Origin of the sequence: Epilithonimonas tenax DSM 16811, from assembly GCF_000428485.1 — a bacterium.
Lineage (GTDB): Bacteria > Bacteroidota > Bacteroidia > Flavobacteriales > Weeksellaceae > Epilithonimonas > Epilithonimonas tenax.
In genome coordinates this window covers 46,253-65,368 of sequence record NZ_AUAA01000004.1, presented here as the reverse complement: position 1 = coordinate 65,368, position 19,116 = coordinate 46,253, and the positions used below count along the sequence as shown (strand labels likewise).

19 protein-coding genes are annotated in these 19,116 nt (G+C 37.5%); 13 read left to right on the top strand and 6 right to left on the bottom strand.

Annotated elements, in window-relative coordinates; translation table 11 throughout:
* The first annotated feature begins 7 nt into the window (after positions 1 to 7).
* From F564_RS0103080 to F564_RS0103030, 8 genes are all read left to right on the top strand, one after another.
* Positions 8 to 418: a hypothetical protein gene (locus F564_RS0103080; RefSeq protein WP_154656796.1), complete on the top strand. Its 411-nt coding sequence runs from the start codon at positions 8 to 10 to the stop codon at positions 416 to 418.
* 11 nt (positions 419 to 429) lie between these two features.
* On the top strand, positions 430 to 1,044 hold the full coding sequence (locus tag F564_RS0103075) for a hypothetical protein (RefSeq protein ID WP_034980587.1): 615 nt from the start codon (positions 430 to 432) through the stop codon (positions 1,042 to 1,044).
* A 120-nt stretch (positions 1,045 to 1,164) separates the two neighbouring features.
* Entirely contained in the window at positions 1,165 to 2,163 is a 999-nt protein-coding gene (locus F564_RS0103070; RefSeq protein WP_028121314.1) for a DNA adenine methylase, read from the top strand.
* 79 nt (positions 2,164 to 2,242) lie between these two features.
* The gene (locus tag F564_RS0103065) at positions 2,243 to 3,133 is read left to right on the top strand and encodes a 3-hydroxybutyryl-CoA dehydrogenase (RefSeq protein WP_028121313.1); all 891 of its coding nucleotides are present in this window, start codon (positions 2,243 to 2,245) and stop codon (positions 3,131 to 3,133) included.
* Positions 3,134 to 3,139: 6 nt separating this feature from the next.
* A complete protein-coding gene (locus F564_RS0103060) occupies positions 3,140 to 3,712 on the top strand; it encodes a hypothetical protein (protein ID WP_028121312.1) in 573 nt (190 codons plus the stop codon).
* The gene (locus F564_RS21080) at positions 3,709 to 3,843 is read left to right on the top strand and encodes a hypothetical protein (RefSeq protein ID WP_262493657.1); all 135 of its coding nucleotides are present in this window, start codon (positions 3,709 to 3,711) and stop codon (positions 3,841 to 3,843) included. Before F564_RS0103060 ends, F564_RS21080 begins: the two co-directional genes overlap by 4 nt.
* A 483-nt stretch (positions 3,844 to 4,326) precedes the next feature.
* Positions 4,327 to 4,899 (top strand): hypothetical protein, encoded by a 573-nt coding sequence (locus tag F564_RS0103035; RefSeq protein ID WP_028121311.1) that lies wholly within the window; start codon positions 4,327 to 4,329, stop codon positions 4,897 to 4,899.
* Positions 4,900 to 5,120: 221 nt separating this feature from the next.
* Positions 5,121 to 5,366: a hypothetical protein gene (locus F564_RS0103030; RefSeq protein WP_028121310.1), complete on the top strand. Its 246-nt coding sequence runs from the start codon at positions 5,121 to 5,123 to the stop codon at positions 5,364 to 5,366.
* A gap of 210 nt (positions 5,367 to 5,576) precedes the next feature.
* Here F564_RS0103030 and F564_RS0103025 read toward each other — a convergent pair whose 3' ends face one another.
* On the bottom strand, positions 5,577 to 5,981 hold the full coding sequence (locus F564_RS0103025) for an META domain-containing protein (RefSeq protein WP_028121309.1): 405 nt from the start codon (positions 5,979 to 5,981) through the stop codon (positions 5,577 to 5,579).
* A gap of 331 nt (positions 5,982 to 6,312) precedes the next feature.
* Between F564_RS0103025 and F564_RS0103015 the strand changes: the two genes are divergently transcribed.
* Complete coding sequence (locus F564_RS0103015; protein WP_028121308.1) at positions 6,313 to 6,759, top strand: KTSC domain-containing protein; 447 nt, start codon at positions 6,313 to 6,315, stop codon at positions 6,757 to 6,759.
* 136 nt (positions 6,760 to 6,895) lie between these two features.
* Here F564_RS0103015 and F564_RS0103010 read toward each other — a convergent pair whose 3' ends face one another.
* The 4 genes from F564_RS0103010 to F564_RS0102995 form a co-directional block, all read right to left on the bottom strand.
* On the bottom strand, positions 6,896 to 10,084 hold the full coding sequence (locus F564_RS0103010; RefSeq protein WP_028121307.1) for an efflux RND transporter permease subunit: 3,189 nt from the start codon (positions 10,082 to 10,084) through the stop codon (positions 6,896 to 6,898).
* 4 nt (positions 10,085 to 10,088) lie between these two features.
* Positions 10,089 to 11,150, bottom strand: coding sequence for an efflux RND transporter periplasmic adaptor subunit (locus F564_RS0103005; RefSeq protein ID WP_028121306.1), 1,062 nt, complete (start codon positions 11,148 to 11,150; stop codon positions 10,089 to 10,091).
* A 5-nt stretch (positions 11,151 to 11,155) separates the two neighbouring features.
* Positions 11,156 to 12,508 carry a TolC family protein gene (locus F564_RS0103000; RefSeq protein ID WP_084406763.1) on the bottom strand — a complete coding sequence of 451 codons (1,353 nt, stop codon included), beginning with the start codon at positions 12,506 to 12,508 and terminating at the stop codon, positions 11,156 to 11,158.
* Between the two features lie 102 nt (positions 12,509 to 12,610).
* Positions 12,611 to 13,204 carry a TetR/AcrR family transcriptional regulator gene (locus F564_RS0102995; protein ID WP_028121304.1) on the bottom strand — a complete coding sequence of 198 codons (594 nt, stop codon included), beginning with the start codon at positions 13,202 to 13,204 and terminating at the stop codon, positions 12,611 to 12,613.
* A gap of 265 nt (positions 13,205 to 13,469) precedes the next feature.
* Here F564_RS0102995 and F564_RS19815 point away from each other — a divergent pair, with 265 nt between their 5' ends.
* The 4 genes from F564_RS19815 (at position 13,470) to F564_RS0102975 (ending at position 17,496) form a co-directional block, all read left to right on the top strand.
* On the top strand, positions 13,470 to 14,258 hold the full coding sequence (locus tag F564_RS19815; RefSeq protein ID WP_051259548.1) for a helix-turn-helix domain-containing protein: 789 nt from the start codon (positions 13,470 to 13,472) through the stop codon (positions 14,256 to 14,258).
* Positions 14,259 to 14,283: 25 nt separating this feature from the next.
* Positions 14,284 to 15,489 (top strand): RsmB/NOP family class I SAM-dependent RNA methyltransferase, encoded by a 1,206-nt coding sequence (locus F564_RS0102985; RefSeq protein ID WP_028121303.1) that lies wholly within the window; start codon positions 14,284 to 14,286, stop codon positions 15,487 to 15,489.
* Between the two features lie 534 nt (positions 15,490 to 16,023).
* A complete protein-coding gene (locus F564_RS0102980; RefSeq protein WP_028121302.1) occupies positions 16,024 to 17,076 on the top strand; it encodes an NAD(P)/FAD-dependent oxidoreductase in 1,053 nt (350 codons plus the stop codon).
* 87 nt (positions 17,077 to 17,163) lie between these two features.
* Positions 17,164 to 17,496: a 2Fe-2S iron-sulfur cluster-binding protein gene (locus tag F564_RS0102975; RefSeq protein WP_028121301.1), complete on the top strand. Its 333-nt coding sequence runs from the start codon at positions 17,164 to 17,166 to the stop codon at positions 17,494 to 17,496.
* Positions 17,497 to 17,671: 175 nt separating this feature from the next.
* On the opposite strand, the gene F564_RS18620 is transcribed toward F564_RS0102975, so the two are convergent.
* A complete protein-coding gene (locus F564_RS18620) occupies positions 17,672 to 19,105 on the bottom strand; it encodes a M20/M25/M40 family metallo-hydrolase (protein ID WP_051259547.1) in 1,434 nt (477 codons plus the stop codon).
* Positions 19,106 to 19,116: the final 11 nt, after the last annotated feature.

Genomic DNA, 19,116 nt, shown 5'->3' with positions numbered 1-19,116 from the left:
GACCATAATGAAAACTATTATATTATTTTCAATTCTATTTTCTTACATGATGTTTGGTCAAGAAAAAAATGAGTTTGCGGACATTTATTTCTCAAGCAAATGTTGCGGAACTCCTTCTGAAGAAAAATTAGTTAGTTTTCTGAAAAATTTCAAAACCCAACACAAAATCAAAAACATTTTTGTTTATAATATTTGTTGCCTTGGAGAAGAAGGCGAATATTCTATTATTATTGATATGAGAAATTTTTCTTCAAATGAAAAAATAAAGTTAAAAGAAGGTTTAAAAAAAACACAATTAGCTTACAATGAAGTGTATAAAAAATCTGCAGAAGGCTCAATTATAATAACTTATATAGATGATTTAGAAGCTGTATCCCACCAGAAAAAAATTGGAAAAAGACAAATTCTGGAGCTCTAATTACATTTCAAATGACTCTCAAATCCTTAGAATCAGAACTCAAAAAACGCCGTGATTTTCCTTACAATTGGGGAAGAAAGCAGTCTGATGATTGGGATTTCAAGACGAAATTCATTTATCACACTCGGGATTTTGAAGGTCTGGAAAATCAATGTCAAGATTTTGAGGAAGGTTTGAGGAATTACGCTTTTAACCGTTGGCTGAATTTCTGGTCTGCAAAGGCTGTTGAGGCTATTTTCGCATCAAATCAATTAGTTAAAAAAGAGGAAAATCAGTTTTCTAAGACGGTGGATTTTTATATTTCCGGAATTCCGTTTGATCACAAGAGCAGTGTTTTTCCGAGGCAGTTTGGGAAGAGTTTTGACTATGCGCTTCAGCACAAAAAAGAATTGATAGAATGGCTTTACAACAACCAAAGTCAGCAAGGAAGGAAACACCACGCCAACCGTTTATTCATTATTTTCTATGATGGGCAAAATGGTGACCATTGGAAATTGAAAACCGAACTCACTTTAATCAAAGAAAAAATTACAGATTATCTTGGCAATTTTTCCAGAGCCAATTTAGTTTCCTTACATTTGGAATCTCACGAGATTTTGTCTGATGTAATTTGGATTAAAAATTAAAATTCTCGCTGATCAGGCAGATTAAGCAGATTAAGCAGATTAAAAAATCTGCAAAATCAATAAAATCTGCGAGAAAGATTACTGAATATATTTTAAATAAGTAGAAGTTTATCGTATTAAATGAATTACATCGGTTCCAAAAACAAACTTTCGGATTTTATCAGGCAAACAGTTTACGACGTTGTTGACAAAGATTTATCTAACAAAATATTTTGCGATCTCTTTGCAGGAACCGGAATTGTCGGACGAAACTTCAAAGCGGAAACCAGGAAAGTGATCAGCAATGATTTTGAATTTTACAGCTACGCTCTCAACCGAAATTACATCGGAAATCATCAGAGGTTTGACTACGAAAATCTGATTGAAGAACTTAATTCGATTGATGGAAAATCTGGTTTTATCTCCGAAGAATATTCGGAAAACGGGAGATCAGAAAGGCTTTATTTCTCTGAAGAAAACGGAAAGAAAATAGATGCGATTCGACAGAAAATTGAAGACTGGAAAATCGCTAAAAAAATCAACGAAGATCAATATTATCTCCTTCTTTGTTCACTTTTGGAAGCTGCTGATAAAATTGCAAATACAGCTTCTGTTTACGGCGCATTCCTGAAACAAATCAAAAAATCTGCTCAGAAAAAACTGGAAATAGTTCCTGCACTTTTTGAATTGACCGAAAACGCACACGAGGTCTATAATGAAGATAGCAACTCCTTAATCCAGAAAATCGAAGGCGATATTCTGTATCTCGATCCGCCTTACAATGCCCGGCAATACGGCGCCAATTATCATCTTCTGAATACGATTGCGAAATACGACCACTTTTCTCCGAAAGGAAAAACGGGACTTAGGGATTATCAAAAATCAAAATATTGCAGCAAAGTTGAAGTTGCAAAAAGCTTCGAAGATCTCATCAAAAATGCAAAATTCCAGCATATTTTACTCAGTTATAACAATGAAGGACTGATGGCTGAAAGTGAAATTAGAAATATACTTTCAAAATTCGGGAAATATGATATATTTACAACCGAGTATCAACGTTTCCGTGCGGATAAAGAAGAGAATAGAAATCATAAAGCTTCGGGAACGACAGAATATCTTTATTATCTTCAAAAAGACTAAGAGATAATAGACTTTCAGAATATTGACTAAAATAAATTTCGAAAACCGAAAGGTTTGTAATTGATAAAACAATTAAAATATGAAAAACATTGTTGTAATAGGTGCAGGAACCATGGGAAATGGGATTGCCCATACTTTTGCTCAAAGTGGATGCCAAGTGAGTTTGGTGGATGTGAAACAAGAAAATCTTGATAAAGCTTTAAAAACCATCACTACTAATCTGGACAGAATCATCGCCAAAGGAAACCTGACTGAGGAAGAAAAGACAACTACCCTTGGAAACATTACAACATTTACAGATCTGAAAGATGCAGCTCCAAAAGCTGACTTAATAGTAGAAGCAGCAACAGAAAACTTAGATCTTAAACTAAGAATATTTGCGCAGATGGATGAACTTTCTCCAGCCAATTGTATTCTTGCAACTAATACCTCATCAATCTCAATTACTCAAATTGCTGCTGCAACAAAACGTCCGGAAAAAGTCATCGGAATGCACTTTATGAATCCGGTTCCGATGATGAAACTGGTGGAAATTATCAAAGGTTATTCAACTTCGAAAGAAACATTTAATGAGATTTTTGAATTGAGTAAAACTTTAGGAAAAGTTCCGACCGAAGTGAACGATTACCCTGGATTTGTGGCCAACAGAATTTTGATGCCAATGATCAACGAAGCGATTGAAACGCTTTACAATGGCGTTGCAGGCGTGGAAGAAATCGATACCGTGATGAAGCTGGGAATGGCGCATCCCATGGGACCTTTGCAGTTGGCAGATTTTATAGGTCTGGATGTTTGCCTAGCGATCCTGAATGTGATGTACGACGGTTTCAAAAACCCCAAATATGCACCGAATCCGCTATTGGTCAATATGGTCATGGCTGGTAAAAAAGGGGTGAAATCCGGTGAAGGTTTCTACGATTATTCTGAAACGAAAAAGGCAGAAAAAGTGTCGAAAATGTTTTTGAAATAAAGTAAGATGTTCGCAGAAAAGTTCCTCTTCCTTCTGTTATTTCCAAGTTTGATCTGCGCACAGGAGAAAATTCTTTCTGCAGATTTCGACGGTGATCATCATCTTGACAAGGTTTATCTTGATCAAAAAAGCGGAGCGGCGGTTTATGAACTGTCTTCGCAGAAATTCAAAAAAGTAGTTTCGGATCATTTTGAAGATTCCGGGGAAATATTTTTTGATAAGACTAAAAACGGATTCAAGGTGAAAATGAATCAAATGAGGTCAGGAAATTCCTATCAATTTCGATACGAAAAAGAAACTGGAAAAATGCGTTTGATAGGGATGGAACGTTATGAATTAGGGCCTGCAAACAACGATGGCAGCGGAGAATCCAGCGTGAATCTTCTTACAGATACTTACATCGGCGAATGGAATTACTTTGATAATAAAAGAGTAAAACTGATCAAGATGCCAACCATCAAAAAGAAAATGGTTTTCCCGAAAACTTATTTCGATCATTTGACGAGTGAATTCTCAACTTATATGGACAAAGACTACATTTATTATATGGCAGAGAAAAAAAAACTTTATAAAGAATGATCTCCATCAAACTAAATCCAAGCTGCGAGAAAATTACTCAGTTTTTTTTGATCATCGTTACCTATGCGATGATCATTCTGAGATTTCTCCTGAATGAGAAAGGCCGTACAAGTCCGGATTCTATCAGATAGCTGCGTCAATCCGAGATTTTTCCGATGATTGACAATACGAGTGCGCCTCTTGGATATCCGTTGTTTATCAAATTTTTTACAATGTTTGGTATTGATGATTTTTGGAGCAGTAAGCTTGTCGGGATTCTGGCATACACTTTTATAGTCCTCTTTACTTAGCAAAAAAAATTTTTCTATAAGGAAGTACTGATTTCCTCGGCACTTTTCAGTTATGTGAGTGTCTTTTCCTATACGATGAGTGAGGGTCTTGCACTGCCATTTATCATTTTACTTTTCTATATGGCTTCTCAGATTATAAGAAATGAAATATCTGTTGTAAAAGGGATTTTTTTCTCAGCCTGGTATTAATAATTTTGATCAATATCCGTTATAGCGCGTTGTTTCTTTGTGTCGGATGTTTGGTGTTTGGGATGATCTGTTTCAGGAAAAATTTTTTGGAAAAGCTTTATTATCTCGGGCATTGCGGGCATCGGCTATTACGGTTTGTACAAAATCTTCTTTATTGATTATTTTAACAAAGATTGTATCAATACTTTCCTAGAAATAGGTTTGAAACCAACCTCACTTCTTTTGGTAGAACTATTCAAAGGCTTGGCAACGACATTTGACCCATTTGTTCACATTGCAGATCCAAACGGCGGCATAATCAATTACGGCATCTACGGAGTTGGTGTGTTGACCATCATAGCTATGGCTTTTCTTTTCATTAAAACCAAGCTTTCTGAGACAGAAAAATTAATTCTGACAACATCCCTAATTGGCATTATTTGTTCTTATTCTATCCAGTATGTTTACTCAGTCAATCCACTGGATTACAGATTACTAGCGCCGTTTTCTATTGGATTATGGATTGTTTTTTTTCGGAAATTATTTCAGATCTTTGAGAGTTTGACTTATTCTATCGCATTTCTGAGTCTTGTCACGGGATTTGCATTCAGCTGGTTATCAAAGGGTAACTATCTAGAAAACAGACAAAAGATCACCGCATTTCTTGAAAAAGAACAAATATCCCATGAGACGATCAAATTTTTATATAAAAGAGAACAGCAGCGATGACATCCAAACGGTGGAATTAATCAGCACGGTAAACCCGAAAATTGATGTGACTTCGCAAGCAAAAGACACTTTGCAGCAGAGGGTTCTCACGAGGTATAAAGTGGAAAGCAAAATGACTATCAAAAAAAATAATTATCAATAATTAATTTGGGGAATTTTTCTATCTTTGAACCATAGAGTGACAGTCACGATTGCTCTGATTTATTTTAAAATTTTATATTATGAAATTACCTAAGTTTTTATTAGCCGACAATTCTGAATTTCCAGAAGATCTTTTTGTAGTTCACACAGAGTATCCGCGTTTTATCCTTAACGTAGAAGAAGAGGATGTAGAATGGTTGGATGACTTGGAAGGAGATGACGAAGAAACTGTAGCAAACGAGGCTACGAAAGTTGTCGAAGAAGCCTTCAAATGGTGTGATGAAGAACTTGCAAAATACGACGACGAGGAAGAAGACGAAGAATAATAGAAAAGGAACTCAGATTTGAGTTCCTTTTTTTATGTTTGAATTTTGTGATGGTCCGTTATTAGTGCTAATGCCGATTTTTAACACGAGGTTCACCCAGTTTTTTTTTAAACTACCAACCGTTTTAAGGCTCACAAAGGCGTAAACTTAGCGAAGAATTATAGGGATTTCAATGATGACGGATTGCGGACAATCGTTTAATTTTATTAATTACTGTTGCTTGTTGAACTTCAGCAGTAAAAGATTGTCTTTGTACAGTTCCAAGGTGTTTTCTGTCACGACATACTTGTTCACTTCCTGAAGCACACTGATGTAGCTGGTCTCAGCTGTCATATTGTTGCACATTTTTCTTGTAGAACCAATGTTTTTTGCAGAAAAATTACCCGCAGAAGTATCGATCATGGCATCGGAAAAATAGTTGTTGCAGCCTGCATTTCCGGAGATTCTGTTTTGTTCTATCAATAAGGTGGGCTTGTTTGTCATATCGTCTGCCAAAACCCATTGTGTGCCAGTAACCGGCGCTTGGGATTTTCCCACTTTTGAAGCGTTCCCTACTCTGCTGGTACAAGATGCCAATGAGAGAACCAATATCGTGGTATAAAAAATATTTTTCATAAGATATAAATTATGATCCAAAGATAGGATTTTCTTTTTAACATAATATTTCAAACATAAAAAAAGGTGATAACAAAAACAATAATCCTACTACTTTTACAAGTCCATAAAATTTTAGAATTATTTTTTCTATATCGACAATCTCAAAATCGCAATACAAAATAAACATATTTTCCTCTATAAGACATCAAAAACAAAGGTCAAAAGTTATCATAAAGTTTCAAATAAATTAATACTGAATAAGTTATGATTTTTTAAATTTAAAAGCCTAATTTTGCACCCCGAAAACAGGGATTGAATACGGCCTTACTAAATCAATAAAAATCTACTTATGAAAAGAATCGGTGAACACAGAAAACTTCTTGGCGTTGATAAGACAGCAACCCTAAAAGATCTTAAAACCATTTATAGGAATACAATGAAGGATACGCATCCTGATAAATTTGTGAATGACGAAGAAGGGAAACTGGCAGCAGAAGAAAAAAGCAAATCTGTGATTGAAGCCTATCACTTTTTGGTAAGCATCAATCCGGAAACACAAGAAAAATACAAAGAAGAATATACGGAGACGATTACAAAATCTAATATTCAGGATTTTTATCTTGAAAAATCGATTTTGAAAGTTCAGCACCTGAACGGAAAAATGTTTGAATACATTGGAGTTCCAAGAAATACGTATATCAAAATGGTGAATGCTGATTCTCCTAGCCGTTTTGCAAGAAGACATATCTATGGAAATTTTATTTTCAGAAAGTCTGGTGAAGTAATGGCAGATTAATTTCTTGTTTTAAAATATATTAAAGGCTTTCAGAATTTTTTCTGGAAGTCTTTTTTTTGTTTTTATGATGCTAATGAAACTAAAAAAAGCGCACCAATAGAATTGATGCGCTTTTAGGTTAATTAAGGTTGTTATATTAATCTACGTGTTTTGGCGTATAGCCATCTTCACTTAGCTCTTTGTGGTCATAATCGGCGACCATCTCAGCCTCGTAATCTATTGGTTCACCTTTGCCCATTCTTCTGAGTAAGGAATCAAATAGTGAATAAACAACTGGCACGATAATCAAGGTCAGGAACAATGATGATGTCAAACCACCGATTACTACCCAAGCCAATCCGTTGTTCATCTCGGCTCCCGCTCCTTTTGCCAACGCAATTGGTAGCATCCCGAAGATCATGGCAATAGTCGTCATCAGGATCGGACGAAGACGTGCGTGGTTGGCCTGGATCAAGGCATCGTGCGTACTTGCACCTGCTGCTTTTCTCATATTGGCAAAATCGACAATCATAATCGCGTTCTTGGCTACCAGACCAATCAACATAATCATCCCCAACATCGTAAAGATATTAAGTGAGTTTCCTGTCAAAGCAAGAATCACCATTACTCCAATCAATGCCAATGGAATGGAGAACAGTACTACGAATGGATACACAAACGAGTCATACAATGAAACCATTACCAGATAAACCAATACAATAGCCGCTAATAAAGCGATACCTAAGGTACCGAAACCTTCTGTCTGGTTTTCCATATCACCGCTCCAAATGTAGGTGACCCCAGCTGGTTTTGTTTTCTCATTTTCCATAAACATGGCTGACCATTCATTGGCAACGTCTCCTACCGGACGACCTACCACCTTGGAAAGCACTTTTACAGAAGGCGATTTGTCTCTACGTTGCAGCAAACTCGGACCCGAACTCATATCTACATTGGCGAACTGACTCAGTCTGATCTGTTCTCCGGAAGCATTTGTAAACATCAGGTTTCTTACATCATCAATCGATTTTCTATTATTGTCTGCAAAACGGATATTGATATCATATTCATACTCTCCCGCTCTGTATTTCCCGTCTGTATTTCCATTGAATGCAGTCTGCATCGCCTGTCCTACACTTGAAAGATTAAGACCCAAAGCTGCCATTTTATCTCTGTCGATATTCACTCTTACCTCAGGGCTTCCTGTGTCGGTGGACAATTCTGCATCTACAGAACCCGGAACTTTTTTCAATAATTCTAAGATTCTGTTGGCTTCTTTGTTTGCGGTTTCGTTATCCGCAGCGGTTACCACCATTTCGATTGGTGCATTATCTGCTCCCATCAATCCGATTGGCGCCGTTTTGAACTCAACACCGGTGAATTTTTCCTCAAGATCTCTCTTGAATTTCGCAGCAAGGATATCTGTACTTTCTGCTCTTTCAGATTTATCAACAAGATTGACCTGAACTTCTGCTTGATACACAGTTGCCTGTGAAGCACCCATTCCGGACGATTGCTGGCCAACTGTTGTAATCAGATCTACTACATCTTTGTTATCTCTGAGGTATTTTTCTACTGCTAAAGTGACTTGATTGGTTTTTTCAACGGTTGCATCTTTTGATAATTCAATTTGAACCAGAAACTGTCCACGGTCCATCTTAGGGAAGAATTCCCCACCAATGAATCCGAAAACGACAAGCATACAAGAAGCTATTAATATTAAAAAGGTAACAACAACAGTCATTATTCTTCTGAAACCTGATTTAAGTGCCCATTCAAGAATTCCTGAAATCCAGTGCGTGAATTTGTCCAATTGCTTTTCAAACCAAAGAATGAATTTTTCAAAAGGATTTTTACCCGTCAAATGAACCAACTTTCCGAATCTTGAAGACAACCAAGGAATAATCGTAAATGAAGCCAATAAAGAGAATAAGGTTGCAATAACTACCGTGACGCAGAACTGCGCCAGGATATCTGCCACCAAACCGGAACTCATCGCAATTGGTAAGAATACCACGACAATTACCATCGTAATCGCTGTTACTGTAAATCCAATTTCCGAAGCACCGTCATAAGCTGCACGGATTCTGCTTTTACCCATCTCCATATGGCGGTAAACGTTTTCTAAAACCACAATTGCATCATCCACAAGGATCCCTACAACCAGTGAAAGTCCCAGTAAACTCATCAGATTCAATGTATATCCCATCAGGTACATTCCAATGAATGTCGCAATCAATGAGATTGGAATAGAAACCATGACGATGAATGCATTTCTGATATTATGAAGGAAAAGCAACATTACAATGGCTACCAAAATAATCGCTAATACCAAATCGAAAATCACGTGATTGGCCGACTCTAAGGTGAAGTCTGTACTGTCATCCACGATTTTTACTTTCACACCTTGTACAGCGTAATTTTTCATGACCTGATCCACAGTTGTTTTGATACTTTCAGAAACCGAAACCGCATTGGCATCAGACTGTTTCTTCACCTGCATCAGGATCGTAGCATTCTGGTTGAATCTCGCTATTTTCTCTACATCTTCCTGAGCATCAAATACTGTTGCAACATCCGAAAGTCTTATCTGAGCACCATTTTTATTAGAAATAATAAGATTGCTCATCTCCTCAATAGACTTATATTTTCCAGATAATCTGATCGTAGACTTAGTTGTTCTCGATTTCAAACTTCCTGTTGGAAAATCAAGGTTTGAAGACAAAATCGCCTGCTGCACATCTCCGATAGAAAGACCATAACCCTGCAGTTTTTTATCATCAATACTTACCTGAATCTGTCTCTCCTGTCCGCCAACCATATCAACCTGAGCCACACCGTTTACACGGGAAAATATCGGTTCAATTTTTTTATCTAATAAGTCATAAAGCTCTTTATTATTAAGCTTATCACTTGAGATACTCATCGTAATGATTGGCAGATCGTCCAATGAGAACTTGTTAAGGGAAGGCGCATCTGCATCATCCGGAAGTTCGGAAAGGATGGCGTTTACTTTTCTCTGCGCATCATTCAGGGCATAATTGACATCAGCGCCTGTATTCAGCTGAACCATTATTACGGAAAGACTCTCGTAAGAAGATGATTCTACTTTTTTCACGTTTTCCAGAGAACCTACGGCATCTTCAATCTTTCTGGTCACAGAAGTTTCTACCTCACTCGGCGAAGCTCCAGGATACACTGTAGAAATCGTCACCATATTGGTTTCAAACTTCGGAATCAATTCGTACCCCATCATAGAGTAACTCAAGAGACCACCCAGCGTCAGTATCGTAAACAGTACGATAACCAGTGATGGTCTTTTAATGGATATTTCTGCTAACTTCATCTTTCTACTTTACAATATTGATTTTAGAACCATTCTCCAGATTGATCTGGCCGCTGGTGATGACTTGCTCACCACCGTTTAGACCGCTGATGATCTGAACTTTGTTACCATAAACTTTTCCTGTTTTCACATTGGTCATTTTAGCTTTTCCGTCCTGAACGATGAACAATTGTCCTGAACTAACGCCGTTTACGAAAGCTTCTGCAGGCACAGTCAACATATTCTGAGTTTCAGCACCGTGATTGGTCTTGAAAACAGCCGTTGCATACATACCCGCTTTTAAATTGCCTTTGTTTTGAACTTCTATCTCAACCGGGAAGTTAAGAGAAGCATCACTTTTTGGAGCGATGAAGCTGATTCTACCAGCAATTGGTTCTTCAGATAAAGCATTCACATTGATGTTTACAGTCTGTCCAATTTGGATTCTTCCAACCTGACTTTCGTCCACCAAAACAGATAATTTCAGTGTATTGATATTGACGATTTCGAACAATGCTGTTCCTGTGGTAACCACCGCACCCGGTTCTACCATTTTTTTGTTGATTGTTCCGCTAATTCCTGCACGGACACTGGTATCATTCACTCGTACGCCTTGCGCTCTTAATGAAGACTGCGCATTTTTAAGCTGCAATCTGGAGTTATCCAACTGTTGTTTTGTAACACCTCCTGTTTTGAAGGCATTCTCGTAACGCTGGTTATCGATGATAGCATTCTGCAAATTGTTTTGAGCCTGGGTCACATCTACTTCTATCGCATCTCTTTTGATCGTAGCCAAAACCTGTCCCGCAGATACTCTGGAACCTTCTTTTACGAAGACGCTTACCACGCGGCCAGCAATATCAGCGGATTGGTTGGTTTCCTGCTTCGGGATAAAAGTTCCGTTTGCAGAATAATCCGTATCCACATCTGATCTGGAAACAGTTACAACATTCACATTGATTTTATCAACCTGTTTTGCCACTTCTTTTACCTGCTGCTCCTGCTCCTTCTTGTTACTGGCTATTTTGTATGCACCCAAACCGATAAGTACAGCTGCAACAATGATATATATTAAAGTCTTTTTCATAGTTTTTATGGATTTTGTAATGTATTAAGTTCGCCTTTAGCTTTGATAAATTTAATTTCGGCCTGTTTGTAATCTAATAGTGAGGTTGTGTAATTCTGTTTTGCATCTGTAAGCGCATTTTCAGAATCCAGCACTTCTGTCAAAGTTGCCAAACCATATTGGTAGTTTGACTGTGTATTTTTCTGTACTTTTTCGGCCAGCTCCACATTACCTTTCATACTTTCGATATTGATAATAGAGTTTTCCATATTGGTGATGGCATTTTTATAATCCAAACTCAAACTCAGCTGAGTTGCCTGAATATCCTGATCTAAAGACTGGATATCAATTTCTGCCTGTTGGATCTTAGATTTTGTAGCACCACCAGTAAAGATTGGAATATTAACATTTAAACCGATCGCTGAATAGTCGCTCCAAAGAACATCATTTTTCAGTCCATTAGTCAAAGGAAATTTCGAACCTTGTCCTCCCCAGCCGTAGTTTGCCTGCAATCCTACGGTTGGATACAAGTAAGCCTCGGTTGCTTTTAGATTATACTGAAGAAGTTCTCTGTTTTTATTCAAAACCTTAATATCTGTTCTCTCGTCCAGATTTACATTTCCGGCGATCAATTCTGGTCTTGGCTCGATGGATTTTTCTTCGAGCTCAATTGGTTGATCAATCGGAACACCCATATAAAACTTCAAAGAGTTTTTGGAAAGCTCCACTGCATTTACCAATTGTTGTCTGCTGGCGCTAATGTTGGTTAACTGTACATTAGTTCTATCAAGATCAATTCCTTTCGCTAATCCATTGTCCACCAAACTTTTGATTACATTTCTTACTTTCTCAGTATTGGCGTAACTTACGTTTAAAGTTTTAAGATTTTCTTCTTGTACAAAAACCTGATAATAGGCTGTTGCAACATTTTCGATAATCTGCTCATTGGAAAGCTGAGCATTCAGCACATAAAACTCTCTGGTAGATTTTGCCGCTTTAAGACCTATAAAAACCCTTTGGTCAAAAATAGCCTGATTCAAAGTGACAGTTGCACTAGAAACCCACGGTTGTCCCAATTGTGCTCTTGTACTTTGTCCACCAAATTTAAGCAACGACTCCTGAATGATCGGGTTATAAGTTAAACCAGCAGTGGCACTGATCTGTGGTAACGCTGCGGCTTTGGCTTCAGTTATTTTCAGTTCTGCTCTTTTGACTTCAAGCGCCGCTTTTTTAGCTTCTGCTTTATTTTGCAAAGCCTGTTTAATGGCTTCCTGCAAAGACACCTGCTGTTGTGCAAAAACAGATGAAGAGCCGAAAATCATACATACTGCAGCTATACTGATTTTTAGCTTTTGTGCAATTATAAGTTTTCTATTCATAATTTAATTACTTCTTTTATTTTTTTACTTTCTCACACGTCCTCCAATCATTGATGACGATCCAATTTTATAAATACTTTAACATTTTTTAATTATTCTTAATTAATTCTTAAAAAGCATTTTTAGGATAATTTCTTTTCTGTCTGCAATTAGTCTGTCGAACTCTTTATCATCAAGCATCATATTCTCCATAAAAAGCGGCCTCACTGCACTCGGAAATATAAGCAGAGAAACCATATTGAATATGAACTGGATCGGTTCCATCTCTTCGATGGTGCCTAATTCCATTTCTCTTTTGATGTCTTTTAAAAATAATTTTAGATCCTCCTCTTCAACATCTTTTTTGTGACAATTTCCTCTAATGATTTGAGAAACGATGTAAGTTTCCAGATACGGATATTGCAAACTTGTGGATAAACTGCCATCTATGAAATGAGTAATCTTGTCTTTGAATGAAAGATCAGATCTCATCACGATTTCCGATTTTTCCTTCTCCACTTTATGCGCCTCATCAAATACGATCTGTACCAGATTATCTCTGGATCTGAAATAATAATTGATAAGCGTCCTGTTGACGCCTGCTTCATCTGCAATCTCCTGCGTTGTGGCATCAAACTTTCCCTGAACAAAGAATAGATTCTTCGTAGTTTCTTTGATCAATTCCTGCGTTTGGTCTTTCTTTTCTTGTTTTGACATTTTTGTTAAACAATTTTGTGCAAATTTAGACCAAAGTTTTTATTTGACAAAATTGTTAAACAATGATATTAAACATATTTGATAAATTTATTAATTAAAATATGCCTCAAAATGCATTACTATTGGTATGACAAGAAATTCAATTTCCAATTAATTTAAAAATGAGTAACTTTGCAGATACTGAATATCAAAAAATTCTAATAACTACTCAATAAATACATAGAATCAACATTATTTTATACCTAATTAAAACTGCATAAAAAAAATGAGGACTCTTGAAGATTGGAAAGTTTACAAATTCGGAAAAGGTTTTGATGATGATTATCAACTGCTGTTTTCCAATTTCGGCGAAGTTAAATCTTGTACAAAAAGTAATCCGGAAGGCAACATTATCAATGGAAGTCTGAGGGACGGCTATCCCATTATCAGTTTTACCCAATACAAACCGATAAGCGAAGAAACTCAGTCAATTTTTGAACGACAAGAAGACAACATCAAACTATTACGTGAGGAAAACAAAAACCTCAAAAAAATAGCGAGACGCAAAACCACTCCCAAAAAAGATCTTATCAAAATCCAAAAGGAAATTGCCAAGATCGAAAAAACAATAAAAAAGAACTTAAACCAACTGTCCAAAAAGCGTAAAGAAGAAAAGAAGACCAGAGCTATTCACATTCATCTTTTGGCACATAAAGCAGTTGCAGAATTGTTTATTCCCAATGATGATCCGGAAAACAAAAAATTTGTTATCCACAAAAACTACGACAAAAAGGACAACCGTGTACAAAATCTTAGCTGGGCAACCCAACAAGAGGTCATAGAAAGAAGTCAAAAGAGTCCCAATTACATCCGATACACGATCAACAAACCGAAAAGAGATCCCAACATTGTTGCAAAACTCACACGAAATGAAGTGGTTCTCATCAAACGAAAATTGGAAAAAGGCGAACCAATGTCGAAATTAGCCAAGAGATTTGGCGTGTCTGATATGCAAATTTATAGAATAAAAACAGGCGAAAACTGGGCTGATGTCAAAATGAGCCTATTGGAATAATTAATAAAAAACTTTATCATAATTAATGGAACTTATACACCGCAACCTTTTAATCGGAATTCACGATTGTCTTCAGGAAACCTTCTTCGAAGACAGAAAGTATGCTGACAAAGTCATAGAAAGACTATTGAAATCCCATAGAAAATGGGGAAGCGAAGACCGAAGAGTAGTTTCCGAAATCTTTTACAACATCATCCGTTGGAAAAAACGCCTAGAATATTATATGGGTGAAAGTGTAAAACCTACCAATGTTTATAAAATGATCATTGCGTACCTGCTTTGGAGCAAAACGCATTACAAAAAGTTTGAGGAATTTGATGGTGTAAAAGTCGCTGACATCCTTACCAAATTGAAAAAAGGAACTGTTCCTACAAAAGCAATAGAACATTCTATCCCGGACTGGTTGGCAGAAACGCTTGAAAAAGAACTGGGAAAAAACTGGGAAAAAGAAATGGTAGCTCTCAACGAGCAGGCACCCACGGTCTTACGTACCAATACTTTAAAAACTACACCGAGAGAACTGATTGCCGATCTTAATGATGAAAATGTGGAAGCTTTCACGATCAAGAATTATCCAGATGCTATCCAATTGGCGGAAAAGAAAAACGTATTCCTGACCTCCGCTTTCAAAGACGGATTTTTCGAAGTTCAGGATGCCAGCTCCCAAAAAATCGGAGAATTGCTGGATGTGCAGGAAGGAATGCGTGTTGTAGATGCTTGCGCTGGTGCAGGCGGAAAAACACTACACCTTGCAGCACTGATGAAAAACAAAGGTCAGATCATCGCATTGGACATCTACGGCTGGAAACTGACGGAACTGAAAAGACGTGCCAAAAGAGCCGGCGCTCATAATATAGAAGCCAGATTAATATCTGACAACAAAGTCATCAAAAGACTTCACGGGACTGCAGACAGACTATTGATAGATTCGCCGTGCTCCGGGCTGGGTGTTTTAAAAAGAAATCCAGATTCCAAATGGAAGATCGATCAGGCTTTCATCGATAGAATCAAAGGAGAGCAGCAAACGATCCTTCAGGATTATTCTAAAATTTTGAAAAAAGGAGGACAGATGATCTACGCAACTTGCTCTATTTTGCCTTCTGAAAATGATGAGCAAGTCAAAACTTTTCTTGAAAATAATCCTGATTACACTCTCATCAAAGACCAAAAAATAATGCCTAGCGAAGGCTATGACGGCTTCTATATGGCGCTTATCAAACGTAATGCATAAAAAAAATCCTGAACAATTGCAATAACTGTCCAGGATTTAAAAAACACAAATGATGAAGGCACAAAAGTAAAGCAAATCATTTGTACTTATCTTATCATTTGGTAAGTTTTTACAAAAAATATTTTTTTATGAAATAGAAAAGCGATTCCTCATTTGAGATCGCTTTTCTATTTTATGGTTTTAAATCCTTGATTATTAATCAATACGATATTGATATACAGCCTAATTATCAGATCCAGATCCCTGCAGAACAGAGATTTTCGCAGTCATCATTTATTTTTTTTTTAAAATACCTGTGATGGTCTGCAATTAGTAATCCACTACACAATCTTAGTATCTCTTGATTAAGTTGATGCCATTGCAGATAAAAAAACGGCTAACAAATAAAATCTTTGTTTGATCTTGCATTAAATTAAAACAAGAGCAAGAATCGTGGACATTCATAAAAAAACGAAACAGCAAATTAATATCATACTTTAGAACCATTCTAAAATCAGATTTAATCATTAAATTTGCATTTCAAAATTTTTCCAAATGTTTGAAACAGATATCATTATAATAGGTGCTGGTCCAACCGGGCTTTTTACCGTTTTTGAAGCCGGATTACTGAAACTCAGATGCCACCTGATTGACGCATTGCCACAACCTGGCGGACAATTGACAGAACTGTATCCTAAAAAACCAATCTTCGACATTCCTGGCTTCCCGAGTGTGGACGCAGGGGTTTTGGTAGATAATCTGATGGAACAGATCAAGCAGTTCGAACCTCAGTTTTCGCTGGCTCAAAAAGCATTAAGCTACGAAAAAACAGAAGACGACCAATTCATTGTTACAACCAGCCGCGGCGTTCAGGTGAAAGGTAAAGCCATTGCCATTGCCGGAGGACTGGGAAGTTTTGATCCAAGAAAACCAGAATTGGAAAACATCGGAAAATTCGAGGAAAATGGCGTTGAATATTTTGTAAGAGATCCTGAGATGTTCCGTGACAAAAAGATCGTCATTGCCGGAGGCGGCGATTCTGCCCTCGACTGGTCTGTTTTCCTGGCCGATGTGGCCTCTGATGTCACATTGATCCACAGAAGAAACGAGTTCCGCGGTGCTTTGGATTCTGTAGAGAAAGTAACAGAACTGAAACAGCAGGGAAGAATCAATCTTGTGACACCAGCAGAAGTGACAGGCTTGATCGGTGGTGATAAACTAACGGCTATCGAAATCCAAAAAGACGGCGAAAAATCAATCGTAGAGACAGATTACCTGATTCCGTTATTTGGACTGACGCCTAAGCTGGGACCTTTGTCTGATTGGGGACTGGAAATCGAGAAAAACGCAATCAAGGTCAACAACGCACTTGATTATCAAACCAATATCGAAGGTATCTACGCCATAGGTGATATCAACACCTATCCCGGAAAGCTAAAACTCATCCTATGTGGTTTCCACGAAGCAACATTGATGGTTCAAAGTGTTTACAACAGAATGAATCCAGGTAAAAAATTCGTTTTAAAATATACCACCGTCAGCGGTGTGGATGGTTTCGACGGCACCAGAAAAGAAGCTGAAAAAGCAGTGGTGAAATCTATTGATTAGATAAAAAGATAATAAACGGATAGATAGTAGAAATAATTCTTTTGTCTAATATCTGTCATCTAAAAATCTATTTTCTATCTTTGCAAAATGTCAGACGTTAATATTACAATCATAGACAGAGACGGCGTTTCTCACACCATTCCCGCACCTACAGATATGGCGATGAGCCTTATGGAAATCGTACGCGCCTACGAATTGGCACCAGAAGGAACTATCGGCATTTGCGGCGGAATGGCGATGTGCGCATCCTGCCAGTGTTACGTTCTAAGCGAGAATGTTCCACTTCCGGAGATGTTGCCAGATGAGGAAGCCATGCTAGATGAAGCCTACAATGTAAAGCCCAACAGCCGCTTGGGTTGCCAAATTCCTGTAACTGATGGATTGGAAGGCCTTATCGTAGAACTGGCGCCAGAATCTTAAAAAACCAGTTTTACTCTAAAAAATAAAAGAAAAGCGAGAGCACCCCTTGATGTTCTCGCTTTTTTTGATATCTATAGCTTGTTTAACTGTCATCAAAATTAGTTCCGCTAAACTAAAACGAGTTATTTCCACCAAATTTTCAATTAGTTGAAAGAGACTCTTAAGATTGATTTAATTATTCTAAAATAAATTTCTTCGTCATCACTTTTCCGGATCTGGTCTTGAAAACGGCCAAGTAAAATCCATTCTTCAATGGGCTAAGATCAATTTTACCGATGGATAACAGATTTTTTGACGCCATCAACTGTCTTCCGCTGGGATCAATGATCGACAGATTTTCGACAGATTCGTTCCCCAATTGATAATTCAGGGACTTGTCTTTCACATAGATTTCTACCGAATGGCCTGACGTTTCAGACGTCGCCAAAACTGAACCCTTTGCCGTTTCTATAATAAACTCTAATCCCAACTTCGCAAATTTTGCAGCGTGTGTTGCACTGCCTTGCATATTGGACAGTCTATCGCTGGTCGTGTGAATATTTGGATTGTATTGGGTGAAAGAAGCCTCGAAAGGGAAAGCAGCATCATAACCGTTATCTGCCCAACTGAAATGGTCTGAACAGCCGTAGTTACAAATCGTATTGCCATAAGTGAAAGCGTGCGTTCCCGTTTTGTTGTAATGCTCCATCAATTCTATCAAAAACAGATTCAGATCATTGCTGTTGTAAGAATCCGTCGTGAGGTAAACATCTTTTGATGAACCTTTGTAGTTTGTCATATCGAACTGAACAAATGAAACCACATTTTTATTGTTAAGGGCATAATTCTGTGCAATTTCAGATGAGCCAACCAAGCCTATTTCTTCTGCTGCAAAGGCCATAAACTCTACTGTTTTGGCAGGTTTGTAATTGACATTTAAAAGAATTCTTATCATTTCCGTGATGGTTGCAATGCCCGAAGCGTCATCATCTGCGCCGGGTGCATTGTTGACATTATTGGTAATAGAATCCATATGCGCACCAACGATGATAAAATCTGCGGGAGCTGCGTTGCCATTCATTGTAAAAACCAAAGAAGGCATTGGCGTTCCAACGTGATTCACGATCCGCACAGAAACGTCTGTCCTTCCGGAAGCTGCAATCAAATTTTGCCATTTTGTTCTCAGATCCTGAACCGCAGTCTGCGCTTTTGCAGTGGTATGATGACGCGTCCCATAATTTTCCAAAATCTGAATATGTGATTTGATATTATCTGCGCTCACTTTTGCAATCGCAGAATTGACAGCTGCATTTTGGTCTATTGTAAAAGCTAAGACTTTATTAGACCTTTTCGCTTTATTGATGGCCAACAAAGCTTCTTCACCGGAAGACTTGTACACATAACCCGGACCGTGCGTAATGACATTGTGGTGAAGAAACTCTGCTGCTTTTTGTGAAAGGAAAATAGCGGAGTGATTGCCAGAAGTACCAATAATATCGATTTCTTCAGGAAACTTAGCTTTCAGTTCCTTCGCATTTTCTGAATCTGTGGTTGCATAGAACTTGTCCAACTGTGCAAAAGCCTGGTGGAACATGACCAGAGATAATATAGAAAGTAATTTTAGTTTCATAAAATTTATTG